16 protein-coding genes and 1 pseudogene are annotated in these 16,932 nt (G+C 40.4%); 6 read left to right on the top strand and 11 right to left on the bottom strand.

The features are described from left to right. Positions 1-12 precede the first annotated feature (12 nt). Entirely contained in the window at positions 13-1,050 is a 1,038-nt protein-coding gene (locus ACXAFV_RS15295) for a tetratricopeptide repeat protein (protein WP_475127728.1), read from the bottom strand. A 236-nt stretch (positions 1,051-1,286) separates the two neighbouring features. Between ACXAFV_RS15295 and ACXAFV_RS15290 the strand changes: the two genes are divergently transcribed. Both ACXAFV_RS15290 and ACXAFV_RS15285 read left to right on the top strand, forming a co-directional pair. After that, positions 1,287-1,499, top strand: a complete 213-nt coding sequence (locus ACXAFV_RS15290) for a helix-turn-helix domain-containing protein (RefSeq protein WP_475127724.1) — start codon at positions 1,287-1,289, stop codon at positions 1,497-1,499. Between the two features lie 614 nt (positions 1,500-2,113). Further along, positions 2,114-3,088: a DNA/RNA non-specific endonuclease gene (locus ACXAFV_RS15285; RefSeq protein ID WP_475127721.1), complete on the top strand. Its 975-nt coding sequence runs from the start codon at positions 2,114-2,116 to the stop codon at positions 3,086-3,088. Between the two features lie 546 nt (positions 3,089-3,634). Here ACXAFV_RS15285 and ACXAFV_RS15280 read toward each other — a convergent pair. Next, positions 3,635-6,034, bottom strand: a complete 2,400-nt coding sequence (locus tag ACXAFV_RS15280; protein ID WP_475127719.1) for a zinc-ribbon domain-containing protein — start codon at positions 6,032-6,034, stop codon at positions 3,635-3,637. A gap of 115 nt (positions 6,035-6,149) precedes the next feature. On the opposite strand from ACXAFV_RS15280, the pseudogene ACXAFV_RS15275 reads away from it, so the two are divergent. Next, a pseudogene (locus ACXAFV_RS15275) lies at positions 6,150-6,425 on the top strand (DNA/RNA non-specific endonuclease); the annotation flags it as partial. A gap of 162 nt (positions 6,426-6,587) precedes the next feature. Here the strand turns inward: ACXAFV_RS15275 and ACXAFV_RS15270 are convergent. Beyond that, entirely contained in the window at positions 6,588-7,376 is a 789-nt protein-coding gene (locus ACXAFV_RS15270; RefSeq protein WP_475127717.1) for a hypothetical protein, read from the bottom strand. Between the two features lie 290 nt (positions 7,377-7,666). On the opposite strand from ACXAFV_RS15270, the gene ACXAFV_RS15265 reads away from it, so the two are divergent. From ACXAFV_RS15265 to ACXAFV_RS15255, 3 genes are all read left to right on the top strand, one after another. Next, a complete protein-coding gene (locus ACXAFV_RS15265) occupies positions 7,667-8,284 on the top strand; it encodes a hypothetical protein (RefSeq protein WP_475127715.1) in 618 nt (205 codons plus the stop codon). Between the two features lie 36 nt (positions 8,285-8,320). Continuing rightward, the gene (locus ACXAFV_RS15260; protein WP_475127713.1) at positions 8,321-8,464 is read left to right on the top strand and encodes a hypothetical protein; all 144 of its coding nucleotides are present in this window, start codon (positions 8,321-8,323) and stop codon (positions 8,462-8,464) included. A gap of 449 nt (positions 8,465-8,913) precedes the next feature. Then, complete coding sequence (locus tag ACXAFV_RS15255; protein ID WP_475127712.1) at positions 8,914-9,603, top strand: MBL fold metallo-hydrolase; 690 nt, start codon at positions 8,914-8,916, stop codon at positions 9,601-9,603. Positions 9,604-9,887: 284 nt separating this feature from the next. Here the strand turns inward: ACXAFV_RS15255 and ACXAFV_RS15250 are convergent, their stop codons facing one another. The 8 genes from ACXAFV_RS15250 to ACXAFV_RS15215 all read right to left on the bottom strand — a co-directional run bounded on the left by ACXAFV_RS15250 (position 9,888) and on the right by ACXAFV_RS15215 (position 16,928). Then, positions 9,888-10,073 (bottom strand): hypothetical protein, encoded by a 186-nt coding sequence (locus tag ACXAFV_RS15250; RefSeq protein WP_475127710.1) that lies wholly within the window; start codon positions 10,071-10,073, stop codon positions 9,888-9,890. Positions 10,074-10,277: 204 nt separating this feature from the next. Continuing rightward, positions 10,278-10,775, bottom strand: a complete 498-nt coding sequence (locus tag ACXAFV_RS15245; RefSeq protein WP_475127708.1) for an LURP-one-related/scramblase family protein — start codon at positions 10,773-10,775, stop codon at positions 10,278-10,280. 175 nt (positions 10,776-10,950) lie between these two features. Continuing rightward, entirely contained in the window at positions 10,951-12,228 is a 1,278-nt protein-coding gene (locus ACXAFV_RS15240) for a TRAP transporter large permease (protein ID WP_475127706.1), read from the bottom strand. Beyond that, positions 12,225-12,689, bottom strand: a complete 465-nt coding sequence (locus ACXAFV_RS15235; protein ID WP_475127704.1) for a TRAP transporter small permease — start codon at positions 12,687-12,689, stop codon at positions 12,225-12,227. The genes ACXAFV_RS15240 and ACXAFV_RS15235 overlap by 4 nt, the downstream gene beginning before the upstream one ends. 61 nt (positions 12,690-12,750) lie before the next feature. Next, the gene (locus ACXAFV_RS15230; protein ID WP_475127935.1) at positions 12,751-13,761 is read right to left on the bottom strand and encodes a TRAP transporter substrate-binding protein; all 1,011 of its coding nucleotides are present in this window, start codon (positions 13,759-13,761) and stop codon (positions 12,751-12,753) included. A 37-nt stretch (positions 13,762-13,798) separates the two neighbouring features. Beyond that, the gene (gene rhmD / locus ACXAFV_RS15225) at positions 13,799-14,983 is read right to left on the bottom strand and encodes an L-rhamnonate dehydratase (RefSeq protein WP_475127702.1); all 1,185 of its coding nucleotides are present in this window, start codon (positions 14,981-14,983) and stop codon (positions 13,799-13,801) included. A gap of 21 nt (positions 14,984-15,004) precedes the next feature. Then, positions 15,005-16,021 carry a zinc-dependent alcohol dehydrogenase gene (locus tag ACXAFV_RS15220; RefSeq protein WP_475127700.1) on the bottom strand — a complete coding sequence of 339 codons (1,017 nt, stop codon included), beginning with the start codon at positions 16,019-16,021 and terminating at the stop codon, positions 15,005-15,007. Positions 16,022-16,031: 10 nt separating this feature from the next. Further along, on the bottom strand, positions 16,032-16,928 hold the full coding sequence (locus tag ACXAFV_RS15215) for a fumarylacetoacetate hydrolase family protein (RefSeq protein ID WP_475127699.1): 897 nt from the start codon (positions 16,926-16,928) through the stop codon (positions 16,032-16,034). Positions 16,929-16,932: the final 4 nt, after the last annotated feature.

Genomic DNA, 16,932 nt, shown 5'->3' with positions numbered 1-16,932 from the left:
ACAGACCTGTCATCAGTTCAGGAGAAATGTGTCATCACTCCGTTGTATGATCATATAAGGGTAGTTCTGATTGTAATAATACGCGGTTTCATTCCTGTCACTTTTGTTAACCAGGAGCTCTTCCGTTATTCCTGCTTCGCTGAGCTTGTTCCTTATCCTTCTGACATTTTGTATGTAAGTATTTCTCGGCACTTCGCCGTTTTCGCCGGATACAGAAAAAATATCGAAAAAGTGGTGTCTTGTTAATGGAGAGTCTTCTTTACTGTTTATAAGAAAGTACCGCAGCATTTCCGCATGGCTTTTAGATAATCTTTTTTCTCTTCCGTTAAATATTAACAGATACTCCCTGCCGGAATAATCGAGAACAAGGCTTTCGTTTATATCCTGCAAAGTTTCAATATCCTCTTTGCTGCAATACTCTTCTTTCCCAGGAGTTATCACCAGGTATTCATGATTTGCCAGGTACTGCTCATTATTTGAAATCATCTGATATAAAGGCGATACCTTATAAGCAAGCGACTTATTTAGATCAACGTCAAGATGGAGGTCCTCCAGTTCCTCTTGTGTCTGCTTCGCAATAAATAGACCACAGTTGGCCAAATACAGATGGGCATTATGCAATTGCTGATGATTCAGCTTATAAGCAGCATCGCATTCCTGCTTTTGATAATTAAGCGCCTTTTGGAAATATGTAAGGGCTTGAGTAAAGTTACTCTTTTTATAAGATAAGAAACCAAGCCTGTAATGTGCAATCGGCAGCTTTTTTTCATAACCAATGGCTTTTTTTAAAGTCCTCTCTGAAGCATAATCGTCTTTTCGATCAACGGTTTTGAGGTGGGTGCCGTATTTAACCAGGTAAGAAATAAGTTTGGTTTTTATACTATGCAAACTTGACTGATATTCCGTGTGAGGATCTTTTCCTATGGCTCTATAAAGATGTTCATATACTTCTATCAACTTATAATAATATGGTTTTTCTTCTGTATCGATTTCTGCTTTCAATTCCTCTTCCATATCCAAAAGTTCTTCAACAGTTTTATTTCGTAGCATCTGATTCATCAATCCCTTAAATATCTAGTATTTAATCTAGTTTGGTCTTCAGAAAATAATTCCAAGGTCTCTTTAAAATTACAGCTATAAGAATGAAAAATCCACATCTGTTTCAATTTTTATTTGTAAGATGAAAAAACCTTTAATAATTTACATAATTTTCAATAAATCAATTACCTGTTCGTGGTACTCATTTTTTCCCCGATTTGATAATGGGTAAAAAATGGGAGAATTCTTTGATAAATGAAGAAAATAAGCTCTTCGCAAAATTACTGGATCAATATTTAAAACGTGGAAGACATGAGCTTGGACTGCCACAGGCTGAGTTTGCTTGGAAAGTTGATATGTCAGAAGAAGGCTATAGGATTATTGAGCGGGGAAATAGAATCACGAGTGCACTAACACTAAACAGCATAATAAATTTCAGATTTTCCAATAAATTGGTATAATAGAAAAAAGAAGAACTCACACAAGATAGACTTGGTAGTTCATTGGGGGCATTAACATCAAAAAACAAGAATTCAGCCTATTAAAAGATAAGCAAACATTCAATTTTATGATTCTCGGTTTTACCCGTGAACATGATTATGGAGAAATCTATTTTACAGATAATAATAAAAAGACTTCCGTTTACAGGGGGTCTAATGTGAAGGAAGTTATTATGTTAGCAAAGAAAGAAAGCAGTAGCTTAAGACGGAAGTAAGTTGCTGCTTTCTTTTTAAACACTAATAGGCCATCCCTCAAAAGGAATGGCCCGGTATATTTATATCGGTTACACGCATAGTTTTCTTTGTCTGGGCAACAGGCTATATCCATCGTACATATGAGAAGAAATTCGCATATGTATTGTAGAGCAGGCACCTGAAAAAGGGTGTCAGTTCTTTTTTCTGCCAAATGAACCCTTGCCGTATAATACACTATGGATTTCTTATTATTAAGACATATTATTTGAAGTGTGATTTTATTCAGATTAGTGAAAACTCAAAGGATTAATAACAATTTGTGGTAAAATGTACGAAGGGATTTCGGTCAGTCAGAAACATATTATAGGGGTGTCTAAACAATGAAAAAGAAAATAAACGGATTACTCTTGCTTTTAACGAGTATGGTTATCGTTGGTTGTGCCAACGTAGGAGATTCAACCACTCCAGATAAAGAAGCAGATTCGAAAATAGCAGCAACGGAGATTACAGATATAAATGGGGAAAAGGAAGAAGCAGCTCCGGAGATTGTGGATGAGACTGAAGTAGAGGAAGCAGTCGCAGAAGAAACCTCAACCGAAACAGGTGATGAAGAATTTCCAGGATTCGATCTCCTTGAAGTCGATGGTGGTGATTTGTCTGGGGATCGTCAACCGAACGTCGTCGTTGACATTGGTTTCGGGGACCGCGAGTATTGGGCATTCACGAATGAATACGGTCAGCTGGTGCGCGTCACTGCAGACGAAATCTTACTACAAAATGACCGCACGGAACCGGTAACATCGTCTGGCAGATACTATTCTGATGAGGCAAAGGTTCCTGGCGTCGAAAGTACTGTATTAGATGAAGGGCATATCATTGCTGACTCTCTCGGCGGGGTATCGAATGCTTATAATATCACCCCTCAAGACAGCACGCTTAACCGGCACGGTGATCAAGCGTATATGGAAAAAAGTATCCGGGACGCAGGTGGAGCCACTAATTTCGAAGCCATTATCACCTATCCAAATACAAAAACGCAGATCCCCTCAAGTTATCAGTATACCTATACGCTAAGAGGGAACGTAATCGTTGATACATTCGACAATGTGAACCCTGATGAAGTAAACGAATCACTCGGTTTAACAGAAAGTAAGCCTTCCAGTTCAAAGAGCTCTAACACAAACTCAACGAATCCAAACACGGACGGCGATATCTCAACCATTGATACGAACGGTAACGGACTGGTGACAATTAATGAAGCGAAAGCAGCGGGCTTCAGCATGCCAATCACTAGCGATCACTGGTTATACCCTCATATGCGTGACAATGATGGAGACGGGATGGTCGGAGAGTAGAATATCGATATGAAGTCATAACAAGAAGCTTGGGATTCCCCAAGCTTTTTTCGTGACCATGATGCCAACTTGATAAAGACCTAAGTACAGCTCGTATTACCTGTGTCAGTCTTACCACTTGATAATCCCCAGGTTAGGTGGGTACGGTTCCCTCTCTACTTTTCTCATTTCACAAAAAATTTATTGCATAGCAAGCCCCACCTTAGAAAGGAGGGGAAGAACCGTCCCCGCCCCAAAAAAATACCAAATTTTTATAATGGCGCTTTCCGGATACATTTATTTACCTCTCTTGAACAATTTTACAATTATATAAGATTACAACAATTGTGCTTACTGCCAGCTAACTTAGTAAAACTAACTTTTTTGAACAAAAATCAAACTGGATATAACACACTATTACTATAATAAGCCATGTCCGCGATATGAGGAAAATACGAGAGTTTGATTGTTGAGTGCTGATAAATTGGTCGTTAACGGAATAAAAAAAGAAGGTCATTTTATGACCTGCTTCTACTAAATTTCAGCAACCTGACTTTTGAGTGAAAGCTAATCTATATTTTCACAATCTGGACACCAAGCCCCCTGTTCAATTACTCTTCTAGGTTTCATGGTAAACGTGTGACCATTAATACATCTCCATTCGTGGTTCTCTCTTTGACCTAAGTATTTTTCACTGAGAATTTCTCCTGATTTTTCTTTTGCGATGTTTTTTAATTTTTCATAATATTTTTTGTTTTTTGTTTCAAGCGCGCGCTTTTTTCGAGTAGTTTTTGCACATGTTGGGCAACCTCTCCCTTTATTTAAATTCGAAACAAGTATTTGCCATTCATGCTCAGGATGAATATCACATTGACACCATACTCGTTTATGAGAGTTAGGCGCTACATCATGGGGGGTTAAGTCTTTATTTTTCAACGGATGCCACAAACGAGAAGCTTCTGGATTTTTTGAAAAGAGAGAATTTGAGTCATCAATTTTTCTCCCTGCACAATAAGGGCAACCATTTCCGCTATTACGGCTGCTAACTACTGCTTCCCATTCGTGTTTAGGATTTCTATTACAGCGCCACCACACTTTCTTCTGACTCCCTGGCACAACGTCTTTTGGTGTTAACTCTCCATTTTCTGTCGGGTGCCATTCTTTTGATAATTCAGGATTAACAGTAAGCAGACAATTATCCAAACATACCTTTTTCCCAGCGCAATACGGGCATCCACCTCTTCTTCCTGTTGTTCTTTGGGAAACCACTTTTAAATAACTATGATTCTTATCACATAGCCACCAAACTTTACGATTAGAAGCATAAGAAACATGCGATGGGTGGAGTTTACCGTTTTTAGTGGGATGCCACTCTTGAGCAATAAGAGGTTCCTTTTCATTTAGATTGTTTTTTCGTACCGTTAGATTGTATTGTTCATAAATGCCGGATCGATGTTTATCAACATCGATAATATCATTCAGAAGTGTCAACTTCCTTTGTAAAAGTAAGTCCAGCTTATAGTTGCGGGAAATGAAATCCAGAATGAATTGAAGAGCTCCGTTCATTTCGGATATGTCGTTCGGTTCAATGAGGTAGTTCTGACAGCCAAAATCTTTTAATTCTTGTAATGGACGTTCACGGATCCGAATTAATTGAATGTTCTGTTGGTTCATATAAGCGTTCTTATCAATATCTTGAACGTGCCTATTTTTATGATAGTAATGACCATCAAATTCTATACCTAATGATAGAGAAGGAATGTAAACATCTAATTCTTTCCTATCGTAGCCGTCATATACCATTTCATGATTGACAATATCCGAAAAAACTTGTTTCAAGTAATACACAATGCTTTGTTCATGGAAAGACGTTCTAGTGTGACAAATAGGACATCCATCTCCTCTTATATGACGGTTAACAACTGTTGTTTCCCATTCATGTTCCGGATTGTTAGAGCACAACCACCAAACTTTATACCCCGAACCTGGGACAACATCGTGAGGAGTCATTTCTCCATTTTTAGTAGGATGCCACTCTTTTGCAAGAGTTGGGTTAAGTGTTGCTAGGCATGTTTCTAGTGATGCTAATCGACCAATACAATATGGACACTTACTGCCCTTAGAACGATCCACAATAGCTGTTACCCATCGGTGAGATGGATTTTCTGAGCATCTCCACCATACTTTAGTAGACGACTTTGAAGCGAGTTCATAGGGGGAGTATTCACTGTTTTTCTCGAAGTCCCATTCCTTTAATAATTCAGGGTGTAACACCGCCAAACTTTTACGTTTGTTTTTCTCTAATCGAGATTTTTTTGTTTTTTCTAATCCACAATCAGGGCACCCATGACCTGCATTACGACTAGCAATTACAGCCTCCCACTCATGACTAGGATCAACAGAACATCGCCACCACACTTTTTGTCCGGAATTGAGTGTGAAATCTCGAGGTGATTTTCCACTATTTCGTTCTGGATGCCACTCTTTTGATAATAGCGGGTTTAAAAGTTCAAGGTTGTTTTTCTTTGATGCAACCCGACCTGAACAAACCGGGCATTGGTGGCCGCCAGAATGACGACTGCTTATAGTTGCTTGCCAGCTATGAGTATCATCAATCTGACACCGCCACCACACTTTCTTATTAGAACCTGTTGTTACATCTTTCGGTGTTAATAAACCGTTTCTCTTTTCATCCCAATCCTTGGCTAATTGCGGATTTAAAGTCTCTAAACAGTTTTCTATCGATGCACGTTTCCCACTACAAAAAGGGCATCCGTTCCCCTTCCCACGATTTAGCACTTTTGCTTCCCATTCGTGATTAGGATTTACAGAACACCGCCACCACACTTTCTTGCCAGAACCAATTGTAATATCAAAAGGAGTGAGTCCCCCATTTTTTGAAGAATGCCATTCATTTGCTAATTTCGAATTGGCATAAGCTAATATCCTCGGGTTCTTCTCATCCACGCTAATCTCCCCTTTTTCAAAATATGTACTAGGATATCATTGTATCACAGATAAACCCATTATCTTCAAGAAATTTCTTTACACCCATTTTTCACTCGCAAGGCATTTTAGTCTTAACGTAATCGTTGATACATTCGACAATGCGAACCCTGATGAAGTAAACGAATCACTCGGCTTAACAGAAAGTAAGCCTTCCAGTTCAGAGAGCTCCAACCCAAACTCATCGAATTCAAACACAGACGGCGACCTCTCAAGCATTGATACGGACGGTAGTGGACTGGTGACAATAAAAGAAGCAAAAGCAGCTGGCTTCAGCATGCCAATCACAAGCGTTCACTGGTTATACCCTCATATGCGAGATAATGATGGAGACGGGATGGTTGGAGAGTAGATATCGATACGAAGCCATAACAAGAAGCTTGGGACTCCCCAAGCTTTTTTCTTGGCCAAGATTGCTTTCATTTTGATAAAGTCATGCAGGAACTCACAATAATGTTGTTTCCCTTCTTCCAAGATAAATCAGAACTTTTTCGAAGTTCAATGTCTAACCCCCTCAGTGGACAAAGCGTTCGTCAAGTAGGAGATTGCATTGTTGTTTTAAAAAATCTGGGGATGGCAATATGGCTTTACCGTATTTGTCTTTCATCCTCAGAGAATGTTCTTCTTTCATTTGGTCCAGCTCTGTTTCTAATTTAACGGGGTTTTCAAATATTCCACGCTTGTCTCCTTTTTTCTTACAGCAAGGATGCTTACAATGAATAAATTTGGCTTCAATGCTAATGTCTGTCTCGAATTGTCCAGTGAAGGGTCCACCGCAGCCTTCCAGCAGACTCGCAAATCCTCTTATTGTTCCAGTAAACAGGATAGGTTGTTTCTTAGGCACTTCCCCATCTTCTTCTAATGGGAAACGTAAGGTACAGCACTTCTTATTTTTACATACACATTTCCCACATAAACCGCCACCCTCATTAAGAACACATTCAACAAGAAAATCATCCCATATAACAAAAGCTTGTTTTCCATCAGGCGAGAGAAAACCTGAGATGGACCCCTCTGGACATCCATCCGGACAGTCCTCAGCAGGTTTGACTAGGATACTTGTGATACTTGCCGGCCCACTAATAGATGCTTCAAGAGAATCGAGAGCTATAAACCCTCCTCCCCCAAGACTCTTACAGCAGATACTCACAATCGTTTCGAGATTCAAAAAGAAGTCATCACCTGGACAAACAGGTAGTTGAATGGAAAGCTTATTTTTCACTTTGGCCCGACCATTAGCTTTATTACCAATTGTAAAAACGTCCCTACTGCGTGTAATTCTACGACACTTCCTTCTAGTCATAGACACACCCCCCTTCAGCGAAATTAATAGAAGTTAAAACTTCTATTAATACTATCGTATGAAGTAAAAAGATAGTGGTGAAGGTGGGTATCCTGCTAATAACTGAACCCACGCCAATCTTATATACACTTCCTTCTATATTTCCTTACGTAGCCTTCAAAGAATTGCATAAGATTGAAATGATTCATGATAGACTCCTTACTTTAAAAAAATAAGATCGATACACTGTAATATTATGGTAATATAAAAGAAGTATTTTACTAGAAAAGAATGAATCGAGGAATCAAGAAATGCCCATAGCTGAAAGAGATTACTGGAATGATGATCGGTACAGGCCAACGAACAAGAAAACACCGCCCAAATGGTCCTGGGGAGCAATCGGGTTCATCCTGCTCGCCTTATTTGCCAGCGGCCAGCCAATGAAGATCTACTATGAACTGACCATCCACCATGACCAGAAGATCAGAAGCTACCTGCAGGAGCGTGAACAATATTTCAGTTCTAGTGACCAAAGCTTCAAGCAGCTGATGACAAAGATCAATGAGGCTAACGGAGACCTGAGTTCGCTCAAGTTGGACATCAATGAAACGGATATCATGGTGAAACAAAACTATTTGAAGCTCATGGAACTGCAGCCCCCACGCGATTTTAAAGACCTGCACACCAAAACGATGGAGCTTTATGTGATCAAACAAGCGGCGGTCGATTATCTCGTCTCAACGTCCCAATCGAATACCTATCACCCTGAAATCCTGTCGACCTACATAGAAGAAAGCAATCTGAAGTTGAGTCAGCTGCAGCCCCTCATGATCGAAGGACTCCAGAAAGCGAATCTGCGTTATAAGATCAACCAGGACGGTTCGCTTACCTATTGGGTGAAGGAGGATTATGCGGGGAGCTTGGAATAAATAGCGAAGCCAGCACAACGTTTGGAGGCTGTGATATTGAAGAAAACTACATACAGGAAACTAGTGATTCCATTTGCCTTGATCGGAATGGTTCTTGCCTATGTATTGCCACCTGACAAAAAACCATATGTCATGATTATGCCATTGCTGTTTTGGTTACTAAATTACTTCATGGGGTGAAAGAACAACAACAGCTAAACGCTTTATATGAAACGACTATTTATTCCTCTGTAAAGGATGGATATGATGGAAAAACACCTGACGCTCAACGGTGAACCGATTGTGTTCCTGCACGGCGGTCCCGGGGGCAGTCATGAGTTTCCCTTCCCTTTGCCGAGATGCTGGCAAAAGTCTATACCGTTATTTTGTATGATAAGGGTGAATGCGGGATGTCCCATATGGTTGATGGAGATGAGAAGGAGAATTAATCGAATACAAGCATTAAAACTTTAAGGTTGCCTAAATTCACCCCCTATAATGAATGGATACCGGATTGTCAGATTCATTTCTATTGAACCTGGTAGTGGAGGGATATCCATTCCAAGGACAGCAATCTCTTATCAGGTTATAATATTAATAATCTATAACAATTGTTTTTACATGGGAATTGGAAGGATGGAGTGAACGAAATGGAATTTATCCAGCTTGATTTGACATTTAATTATAATGACAAAAAAATAGCCATTCACCCCACTGTCATAAGAAGTGATGAAGAAGTGATATTGGTCGATTGCGGATACCCAGGCATGCTCTCATTATTGGAAAAGGAACTCAAAAGTAAAGGAATCCCGCCCGAATCCATAACCTACGTGATTATCACTCATCATGATGACGACCATATGGGAGCCTTACATGAATTAAAGGAAAAGTATCCTGTCATCAAGGTGGCAGCCGGTGAAATAGAAAAAGAATATATCAATGGAAATAAGAAGTCACTCCGCCTTATACAGGCAGAAGAGATGCTGGAGACATTGCCGGCAGAACATAGAGACTTCGGACTATCCTTCATCGATCGTCTTAAACAGATAAAAAGCGTTCCGGTCGATATCGTATTTAGAAACGGTGATATATTGGATTGGGCCGGAGGTTGTGAAATCCTCTCTACGCCAGGACATACACCTGGCCACATATCCATCGTCAGCGAAAAACTGGATGCGGTCATCACTGGAGATGCCGCTGTAATCAAAGAGAATGCCTTAGCGGTCGCCAATCCGCAATTTGCATTGAATTTAAAAGAGGCTGAAAAATCATTGAACAAGGTCTTAAACTTGGATATGAAATACTATTACTGTTTTCATGGCGGTTTGTTTGAAAGATAGCTTTAGAGGATTCTTGAAGGAATTCTTAGTAAACGCCGAATAAATCACAAAAAGGGGATTGATGATGTGACTGCTATTTCACAACATCAATCCCCTTACTCCTTTGATATAATACTCATCCTAAACTGCTTTTCCCCATATAGAAACGGATGCTTCTGAAATCCTTGGTTCGGTATTGATGGTTGCGCGGGTTGAGAAGATGGTGATGATTTATTAAAAAACAAAAATAAAGCCTCAACCCTTAGCGAAAGGATTGAGTCTTTTGGACAAGGAATTCATCATATTCAAACCCACTTCTTATTAGCAATTGGCTGCAGCGACAATCCTGTCATAATACCCAGACTAAACCCGATGACAAGACCTATGGTCGTATCCTCTACAATTGGAATAAAAAATGCAATGCCTATCGTAAGCCCGATCATCATTCCTATTATATAAAGTAACACTTGTTTCATAACCGGTCGTTTCACATCTACCGCTCCTTTTGTTTGAAAGTTACCACGGAAAGACAGGGGTTTCTCTTGCTTATGAATGACGAACCCCGACCTCTCTTGCCGATTTCCCTTTAAGGTTGAATAATGCACACTTACGCTTAAAAATTGGGGAACCCGACGCTTCCTCCAAATCAGTCCCCCACTTCAAAAACTGTCCTTCTTCCCTTTCACACTCCTACTTTATACCGCCCCTCCAGACGAAGCAGACGACTCATCCGCCTTCACACAATCAATCGCAACAACCAGTGCAATCATCATCGTCTCCAACTCTTCATCCATTACTTGCACTCGGTAACTGTCGCCCCAACTGAACCACTTCTTATCCACTTCGCCCACAACCTTGCCATGCTGTAACACCTGAAAATGCATATCCCACCAATTCCCCCGCACTTCAATGCCTGCCGCATCGATTGAATAGCGAGCTTTTAGAAAGGAGAACTCCTTCTTGATCGTCAATACCTCTCGCCCATTCACCTCAACAAAAAACTTCGGTAAAAAACTGAGCACCTTTTTCGTAATGAGAGCCACTTCATCCCTGTTTGTATCCATAATGGAGAATGTCTTCGGAACCTTCATGAAACTTCCCTCCACATAATACCGGTCCTTCTCCTCCTGATCCTTTACCGTGAATTTCCCGCTGAGACTAAATACCTTCTGCTTTATATAGAGTTGTTTCATGATCATGCCTCCCGCTTTTTTATCTTTACTTTATGTACGATTGAGATGGGATTTGGTTCCATAATGATGCATTTGTTTTTATTCATAGCCACCTGCATCCCTTCCAAGCTATTAAATCCAGCAGTAACTGAAAGAAATAAAAAAACCTTTTCCCCAACCAGGGAAAAGGTTCATCCTATTCAATCAAACCAGGAAGGAACGTAGACAACGAAGGAATATAAGCGACCAATAACACAACAATGATGATCAATGTAAAGAACGGTACCAGATATTTAAGAGTATCTTTAAATCTCGCTTCAGCAATACCATTTGTGATAAAGAGAAGTACTCCTACAGGTGGAGTCACGCCTCCTATTATCAAACAGATGGCAACTACAGTGGCAAAATGGTAAGGGTCAAACCCACTTGCTGCAGCAATTGTTGCAAGCACTGGTATAAAGATAATCGATGCTGCGATTGTTTCGATTACACATCCAATGATTAAGAGGATGATAACAATAAGCAGCATGATCAGGTAAGTATTCGTTGTAAATTCACTCAGCCATGTCGATATCTTCAAAGGCAGCTTTTCATTCGCCAATATCCATCCAAAAATAGAGGCAGTCACTGCAATAAATAGTACCATGACGCTGGTATGAGTTGATTGTATGATCACTTTATACAAGTCTTTTAGATTTAGTTCTTTATAAATGAACATACTTACCAGCAGTGAGTAAATGACAGCGACTACACTCGCTTCAGTAGCTGTAAAGAAACCTAATAGTATTCCCCCGATAATAATTACAGGGGCAAGCAATGCCCAAAATGCATCTAAGAAGCTCTTCCAGACTTCTTTTAATGTAGCCCTCTTTTCGTAAGGCAGATTATATTTGATGGCACCAAGATAGTTTGTGATGATTAAGCCTATGGCCATAATAATCCCAGGTATTGCTCCTGCTAAAAATAGCTTGGATATAGATAACCCCGTAAGTGATCCGTAAATAATCATGATGATACTTGGTGGGATGATTGGTCCAATGGCACCTGCACAGGCAGTCAATGCTGCAGCATATCCTCTTGGGTACCCGCGTCTGACCATAGATGGAATCATAACGGATCCAACAGCTGAGGTATCCGCCGATGCGGAACCGGATATCCCTGCAAAAATCGTGCTTGTAAAAATCGTGGCATGACCAAGTCCGCCTTTAATATGACCTAATAAACTATTTGCAAAACGAACGAGTCTCGTCGATATACCTCCATGCTCCATAATCGAACCCGCCAGCATGAAGAAAGGAATAGCAAGGAACGTAAAGCTATTCAGAGTATTGAATATTCTAGGAATAATAAGGGAGAGTGTGACATCCGTGGTAATGACCAACGTGACAAGAGAAGATACTCCAATAGCAAACGCTACCGGCATTCTAATAACAAGTAAAATAATTAAAATACCAAACATAATTAAAAGCGTCATATACGTTCCTCCTCTCCTCTAATTAAATCCACCAGGTTCAATATCGTATAAAAAAGCATCAATAAGCCGCTGACAGGTATGGCCAAGAACACATAAAACATAGGAATTCTCATAGATGAAGACTTTTGAATCCCCATTACATTTGCTACTTCATATCCATATTTAATTAATACAAAGATGAATGACAACATGATGAGATGCACGAGAACATCCAGTACTCTTATTATATTTTTTGAAATCGATTCACTCAGTAGATCTACAACAATATGCTTCTTTTCACGAATGGCATAAGCTGAGCCTATGAAAGCAAACCAAATAAATAGAAATCTCATTGCTTCATCTATCCAGCTCATCGATATTCCTGCGAACCGGGTTACGACTTGTACTACTGCTAATAACGTAATGATTGAAAATAAGGCTAATAACAATACCCTAATGACTTTGTTAAATCCCTTTTCCAAGGTCTTCACCCCTTTTAGTTTTGAAAAGGAAAGCCAGCAAACGTTTGCTGGCCTATATTGTTTATTGAAGTTCTTTTATTTCTTCTAACAGATCCGTCACTTCAATTTCTTTAGCGTACTCATTAACAAATTCCATGGCTGCTTTCTTGTAACTTTCTTTATCGATCTCGAGAGTTTTTAAGCCCTCTTCTTCTAATTTTTCTTTATACTCAACATCTCTTTCCATTGCTAAATCTCTTCCATAAAGTGCAGCTTCGCGTCCTGCTTCTTCAATCAACGTTTGATCTTCACTCGACATGCCTTCAAATACACTTTTGCTGATGTTTAATGATAAGACCGTGAAGATATGCTCTGTCGGAACTCGATAATCCACCACTTCATGCAGGGCTGATGAATGGATACTCTCGGCTGAACCTTCAAAACCATCCACTACTCCCGTTTCAAGTGATGTATACAAGTCACCCCAAGGAATCGTGCTTGCAGAAGCTCCCCATGACTGTACGGTCCTTAAGTATTGAGGTGCATCAGGAACCCTTATTTTCAGGCCATTTACATCTTTTATTGAAGAGACTTCCTCGTTTACTAACAAATCACGGAATGCAGAATCAACCCAACCAATTGATTTAACTCCAATCGCATCCAGCTCTTTTTCTAATTCCTCTGCAACAGGACTATCGAGAACCTTATGCACGTGATCATAATCTTTAAACGTGTAAGGTAAATCCAGCACCCCTACTTTAGGAGCGAAGTTGGATAGGACACCCGCATCATTTATCGTCATTTCAACAGATCCTACTTGAAGGGACTGAATCAATTCACTTTGTCCGCCCAATTCACCTGAAGGATGAATTTCCACTGTAATACGGCCTTCAGACTTTTCTTCAACAATCTCCTTGAATTTTTCAGTCACTGCAATAACTGAGTGGCTGGGAGGTAAGTGGGATCCTAAACGAATCGTCATCTCTTCCCCACCCGAAGAGCTTGAAGCGGTGCCTGAATTCGTTTCCTGGTTCCCGCCATTACAAGCTGCAAGACCAAAAGACAAGATTACTAATGTGAAAATAATCATCATTTTCTTCACGTATTCCATCCCCTTTGTTTAATAATAGTTAATCTTTATGGATCAGTTGTAAGTTTGAAGTATTGTTCAGACTAACCCCAAACCCTGGTCTGTCATTGAGCTTCACCTTCCCGTTAACCGGGATCACTTCTCCTTCTAATAGCGGATAATACTGCGGGACCACTTCATCCGCTTTAGGGCTCATCACTAAGTATTCTGCAAAAGGGCTGTTGGTCTTTGTTACAACATAATGATAACTATAAATTCCGCTGCCATGAGGAATGACATATTTTCCATATGACTCTGCCAGGTTCCCAATCTTAATTAATTCTGTTAACCCGCCACACCATCCGACGTCAGGCTGGACGATGTCCAAATCACAGAATTCCAGAAGCATACGAAATCCGTAACGAGTGGCCTCATGCTCTCCTCCTGTAACAAGGATATTATTTGATGCCCTCTTCTTTAAATCTCTGTAAGCCCAGTAATCATCAGGATTAAAACACTCTTCTATCCATTTAAAACCGAGCTCATCAGATTTTTGCATGAGTTTTTGTGAATAAGGGAGGTCTAACGACATCCAGCAATCCCACATAAGCCAGAAGTCTTCACCTACTTTCTCCCTCATCGAAGCTGCAGTTTCCAGGTTCTTTCTAAGTCCTTCTTCCCCATCGGCCGGACCGTATACTAATGGAAGCTTCCCTCCGATAAAACCCATTTCTTTAGCCAGGTCTGGACGGGGTCCTGTTGCATAGCACGGGATTTCTTCCCGCACTTTCCCTCCAATCATGGCATAAACCGGTTCCTCGCGAATTTTCCCCAACAGGTCCCATAAAGCTAAATCAACAGCTGAGATAGCATTCATGACTACGCCTTTTCTTCCGTAATACATGGTAGAGCGGTACATCTGGTCCCAAATCTGTTCAATATTTTCAACAGGCTGATCGACAATGAATCGATCCAAGTGGTTCATGACGATCCAGGCAGCAGGAAATCCCCCAGTGGAAATCCCCACTCCCACTTCACCATTGTCCGACTCAATTTCTACAACCAATGTCTTCAATGCATTTATTCCAAAGCTGGTTCTCGTCTTTTTATAATCCGGATAAATACTCATCGGAGTAGAGATTTGATTCACAATCCAGTGTTCTTCTTTCTGATCGTGATAATCTCCCCCGCCGCCGCTTGCTACATATGCCCTTACTGCCGTAATTTTTCTTCCAGTCACACCCATGAGTTACCTCCTGAAAATTATTTAACTTAGAAAAATCTTGCTGTTTTCAACCTTGTTTCCGATGAGATCCAAGAAAGCTTGCTGACCTTCATTTAATTCCCGCACTTGAGTCCAGCCTTTTATATTAATCTTGGAATCTACAAGAAGATTGACTGCATCTAAGAAATCTTGTTTTGTATAGCAAAAAGAACCTAACACGGTAATTTCACTTCTTATGAATACATTTACAGGTAAAGGGGTTTCATCTATACCCAGTCCGATATTCATGATGACCCCTCCAGTATTCACGATACTGGCTGCTTGTGTGCGTGTCGGCAGAAAACCGGCTGCATCAATGACTACATCGATTCCTTCAGGTCCAGCCATTTCGTTTAATTTCTCTTCAAAGCTTTCTTCATTTGGATTTAAAGTATGGTTAAAACCGACATTATTCAAGGTGTTCAAACGATCATTGTTAATGTCTGCAATGACTACTTTTCTCGCTCCTAGAATATCTGCCACAAAACCACTTAACACTCCTATTGCACCAGCACCATAAATCAATACATTAGAAAAAGGATGGTGCTCCAAAGCCCTTCTGACCGCTCTTAAACAACATGCTAAAGGTTCAGATAATGAGGCGGTATGCGAATCTAAAGTCTTAGGAACCTCTATGACCGAACTTGCAGGTACCACGACATATTCAGCAAATGCACCGGGCCTGTGGACGCCGATGATTTGCCTGTTGTCACATAAATTTTCAAGGCCCCTCCTGCATTTCGGACAATTTCCACAACTGATCAAGGGGTTTACAACGACCTTGGATCCGATCACTACATTCTGTACCTCATCCCCCATTTCCTCGATAAAACCACTGAATTCGTGTCCCATAATGAGTGGAGGTACGCGCAGACTGTTGTGACCCAGAAATCCTTCAATTTCCGACCCGCAGATCCCGACTACGTCAACCCTGATTAGCACTTCATCTTTTTTACATTCAGGTATTGGGCGTTCTTCTACATCAATTTGTTTTGGACCATTCCAAGATAAGACTTTCATGTTTTCCCTCCTATTTGACTACTTTGTTTTCTAATACTCCAATTGATTGAATTTCTATTTTGCAGGAATCACCAGGTTGTAAGAATATTTGAGGGTTGCGGAACACGCCTACTCCATGAGGGGTTCCAGTCGCGATGATATCTCCAGGTTGAAAAGTAAAGCCTTTTGATAGATAAGAGATGATGTGTGGAATGTTAAAGATTAGATGTTTTGTGTTTGAATCCTGAAGAGGTTCACCATTAACTTCCAATCTGATGTCTAGGTTGTGAGGATCTTCAATTTCATCTTTTGTCACAATGACGGGACCTAATGGAGCAAATGTGTCATAGGATTTCCCCCGCACCCATTGTACGTCCTCAAATTGTATATCTCGTGCGCTTACATCATTTAAGATGGTATAACCAAATACATGATCAAAGGCTTCCTCTTCGGAAATATTTTTCCCGGCTTTGCCTATCACAACCGCGAGTTCAGCTTCATAGTCGACTTGTTCTGAATCTGGAGGAAGCACGATGTCTTCTCCATCTGCAATAATACAGGTAGCCCATTTTGAGAAGATCATTGGCTTCTTTGGAGGTTCTACATTTTGTTCAATACAATGATCCATGTAATTATTCCCTACACAAACCACCTTTCCAGGATTTGAAATAGGGGCTGCGATTGTCACTTCCTGAACCGGTACTGCGCTGCCCGCTGCCTGTTTTGGATTTGTCTGCACCCAATCCCATATGTTGTAGATCGCAGTTTGATGGTTTTCAATCAGGGAAAGCATATCCCCTTCAATGGTGACGCTTTCATTTCTTTCAGCATTATAAAGTTCTGCAAGTTCTGCCAAACAATAAACCAAATCGTTTTCTAACATCCCGATTTTCTTTTCATCTTTCACATGATAAGTAAGTAGCTTCATCCTA

It is taken from the genome of Rossellomorea sp. ABR4_012, from assembly GCF_056159545.1.
This window is presented reverse-complemented; position numbering and strand designations above follow the sequence as displayed.

What these genes read in the sequence shown, in the direction of transcription:
- ACXAFV_RS15295 (WP_475127728.1), bottom strand. Translation starts at nt 1,050, where the DNA reads ATGCTACGAAATAAAACTGTTGAAGAACTTTTGGATATGGAAGAGGAA.
- ACXAFV_RS15285 (WP_475127721.1), top strand. Translation starts at nt 2,114, where the DNA reads ATGAAAAAGAAAATAAACGGATTACTCTTGCTTTTAACGAGTATGGTT.
- ACXAFV_RS15270 (WP_475127717.1), bottom strand. Translation starts at nt 7,376, where the DNA reads ATGACTAGAAGGAAGTGTCGTAGAATTACACGCAGTAGGGACGTTTTT.
- ACXAFV_RS15265 (WP_475127715.1), top strand. Translation starts at nt 7,667, where the DNA reads ATGCCCATAGCTGAAAGAGATTACTGGAATGATGATCGGTACAGGCCA.
- ACXAFV_RS15255 (WP_475127712.1), top strand. Translation starts at nt 8,914, where the DNA reads ATGGAATTTATCCAGCTTGATTTGACATTTAATTATAATGACAAAAAA.
- ACXAFV_RS15245 (WP_475127708.1), bottom strand. Translation starts at nt 10,775, where the DNA reads ATGAAACAACTCTATATAAAGCAGAAGGTATTTAGTCTCAGCGGGAAA.
- ACXAFV_RS15240 (WP_475127706.1), bottom strand. Translation starts at nt 12,228, where the DNA reads ATGACGCTTTTAATTATGTTTGGTATTTTAATTATTTTACTTGTTATT.
- ACXAFV_RS15230 (WP_475127935.1), bottom strand. Translation starts at nt 13,761, where the DNA reads ATGATGATTATTTTCACATTAGTAATCTTGTCTTTTGGTCTTGCAGCT.
- rhmD (WP_475127702.1), bottom strand. Translation starts at nt 14,983, where the DNA reads ATGGGTGTGACTGGAAGAAAAATTACGGCAGTAAGGGCATATGTAGCA.
- ACXAFV_RS15220 (WP_475127700.1), bottom strand. Translation starts at nt 16,021, where the DNA reads ATGAAAGTCTTATCTTGGAATGGTCCAAAACAAATTGATGTAGAAGAA.
- ACXAFV_RS15215 (WP_475127699.1), bottom strand. Translation starts at nt 16,928, where the DNA reads ATGAAGCTACTTACTTATCATGTGAAAGATGAAAAGAAAATCGGGATG.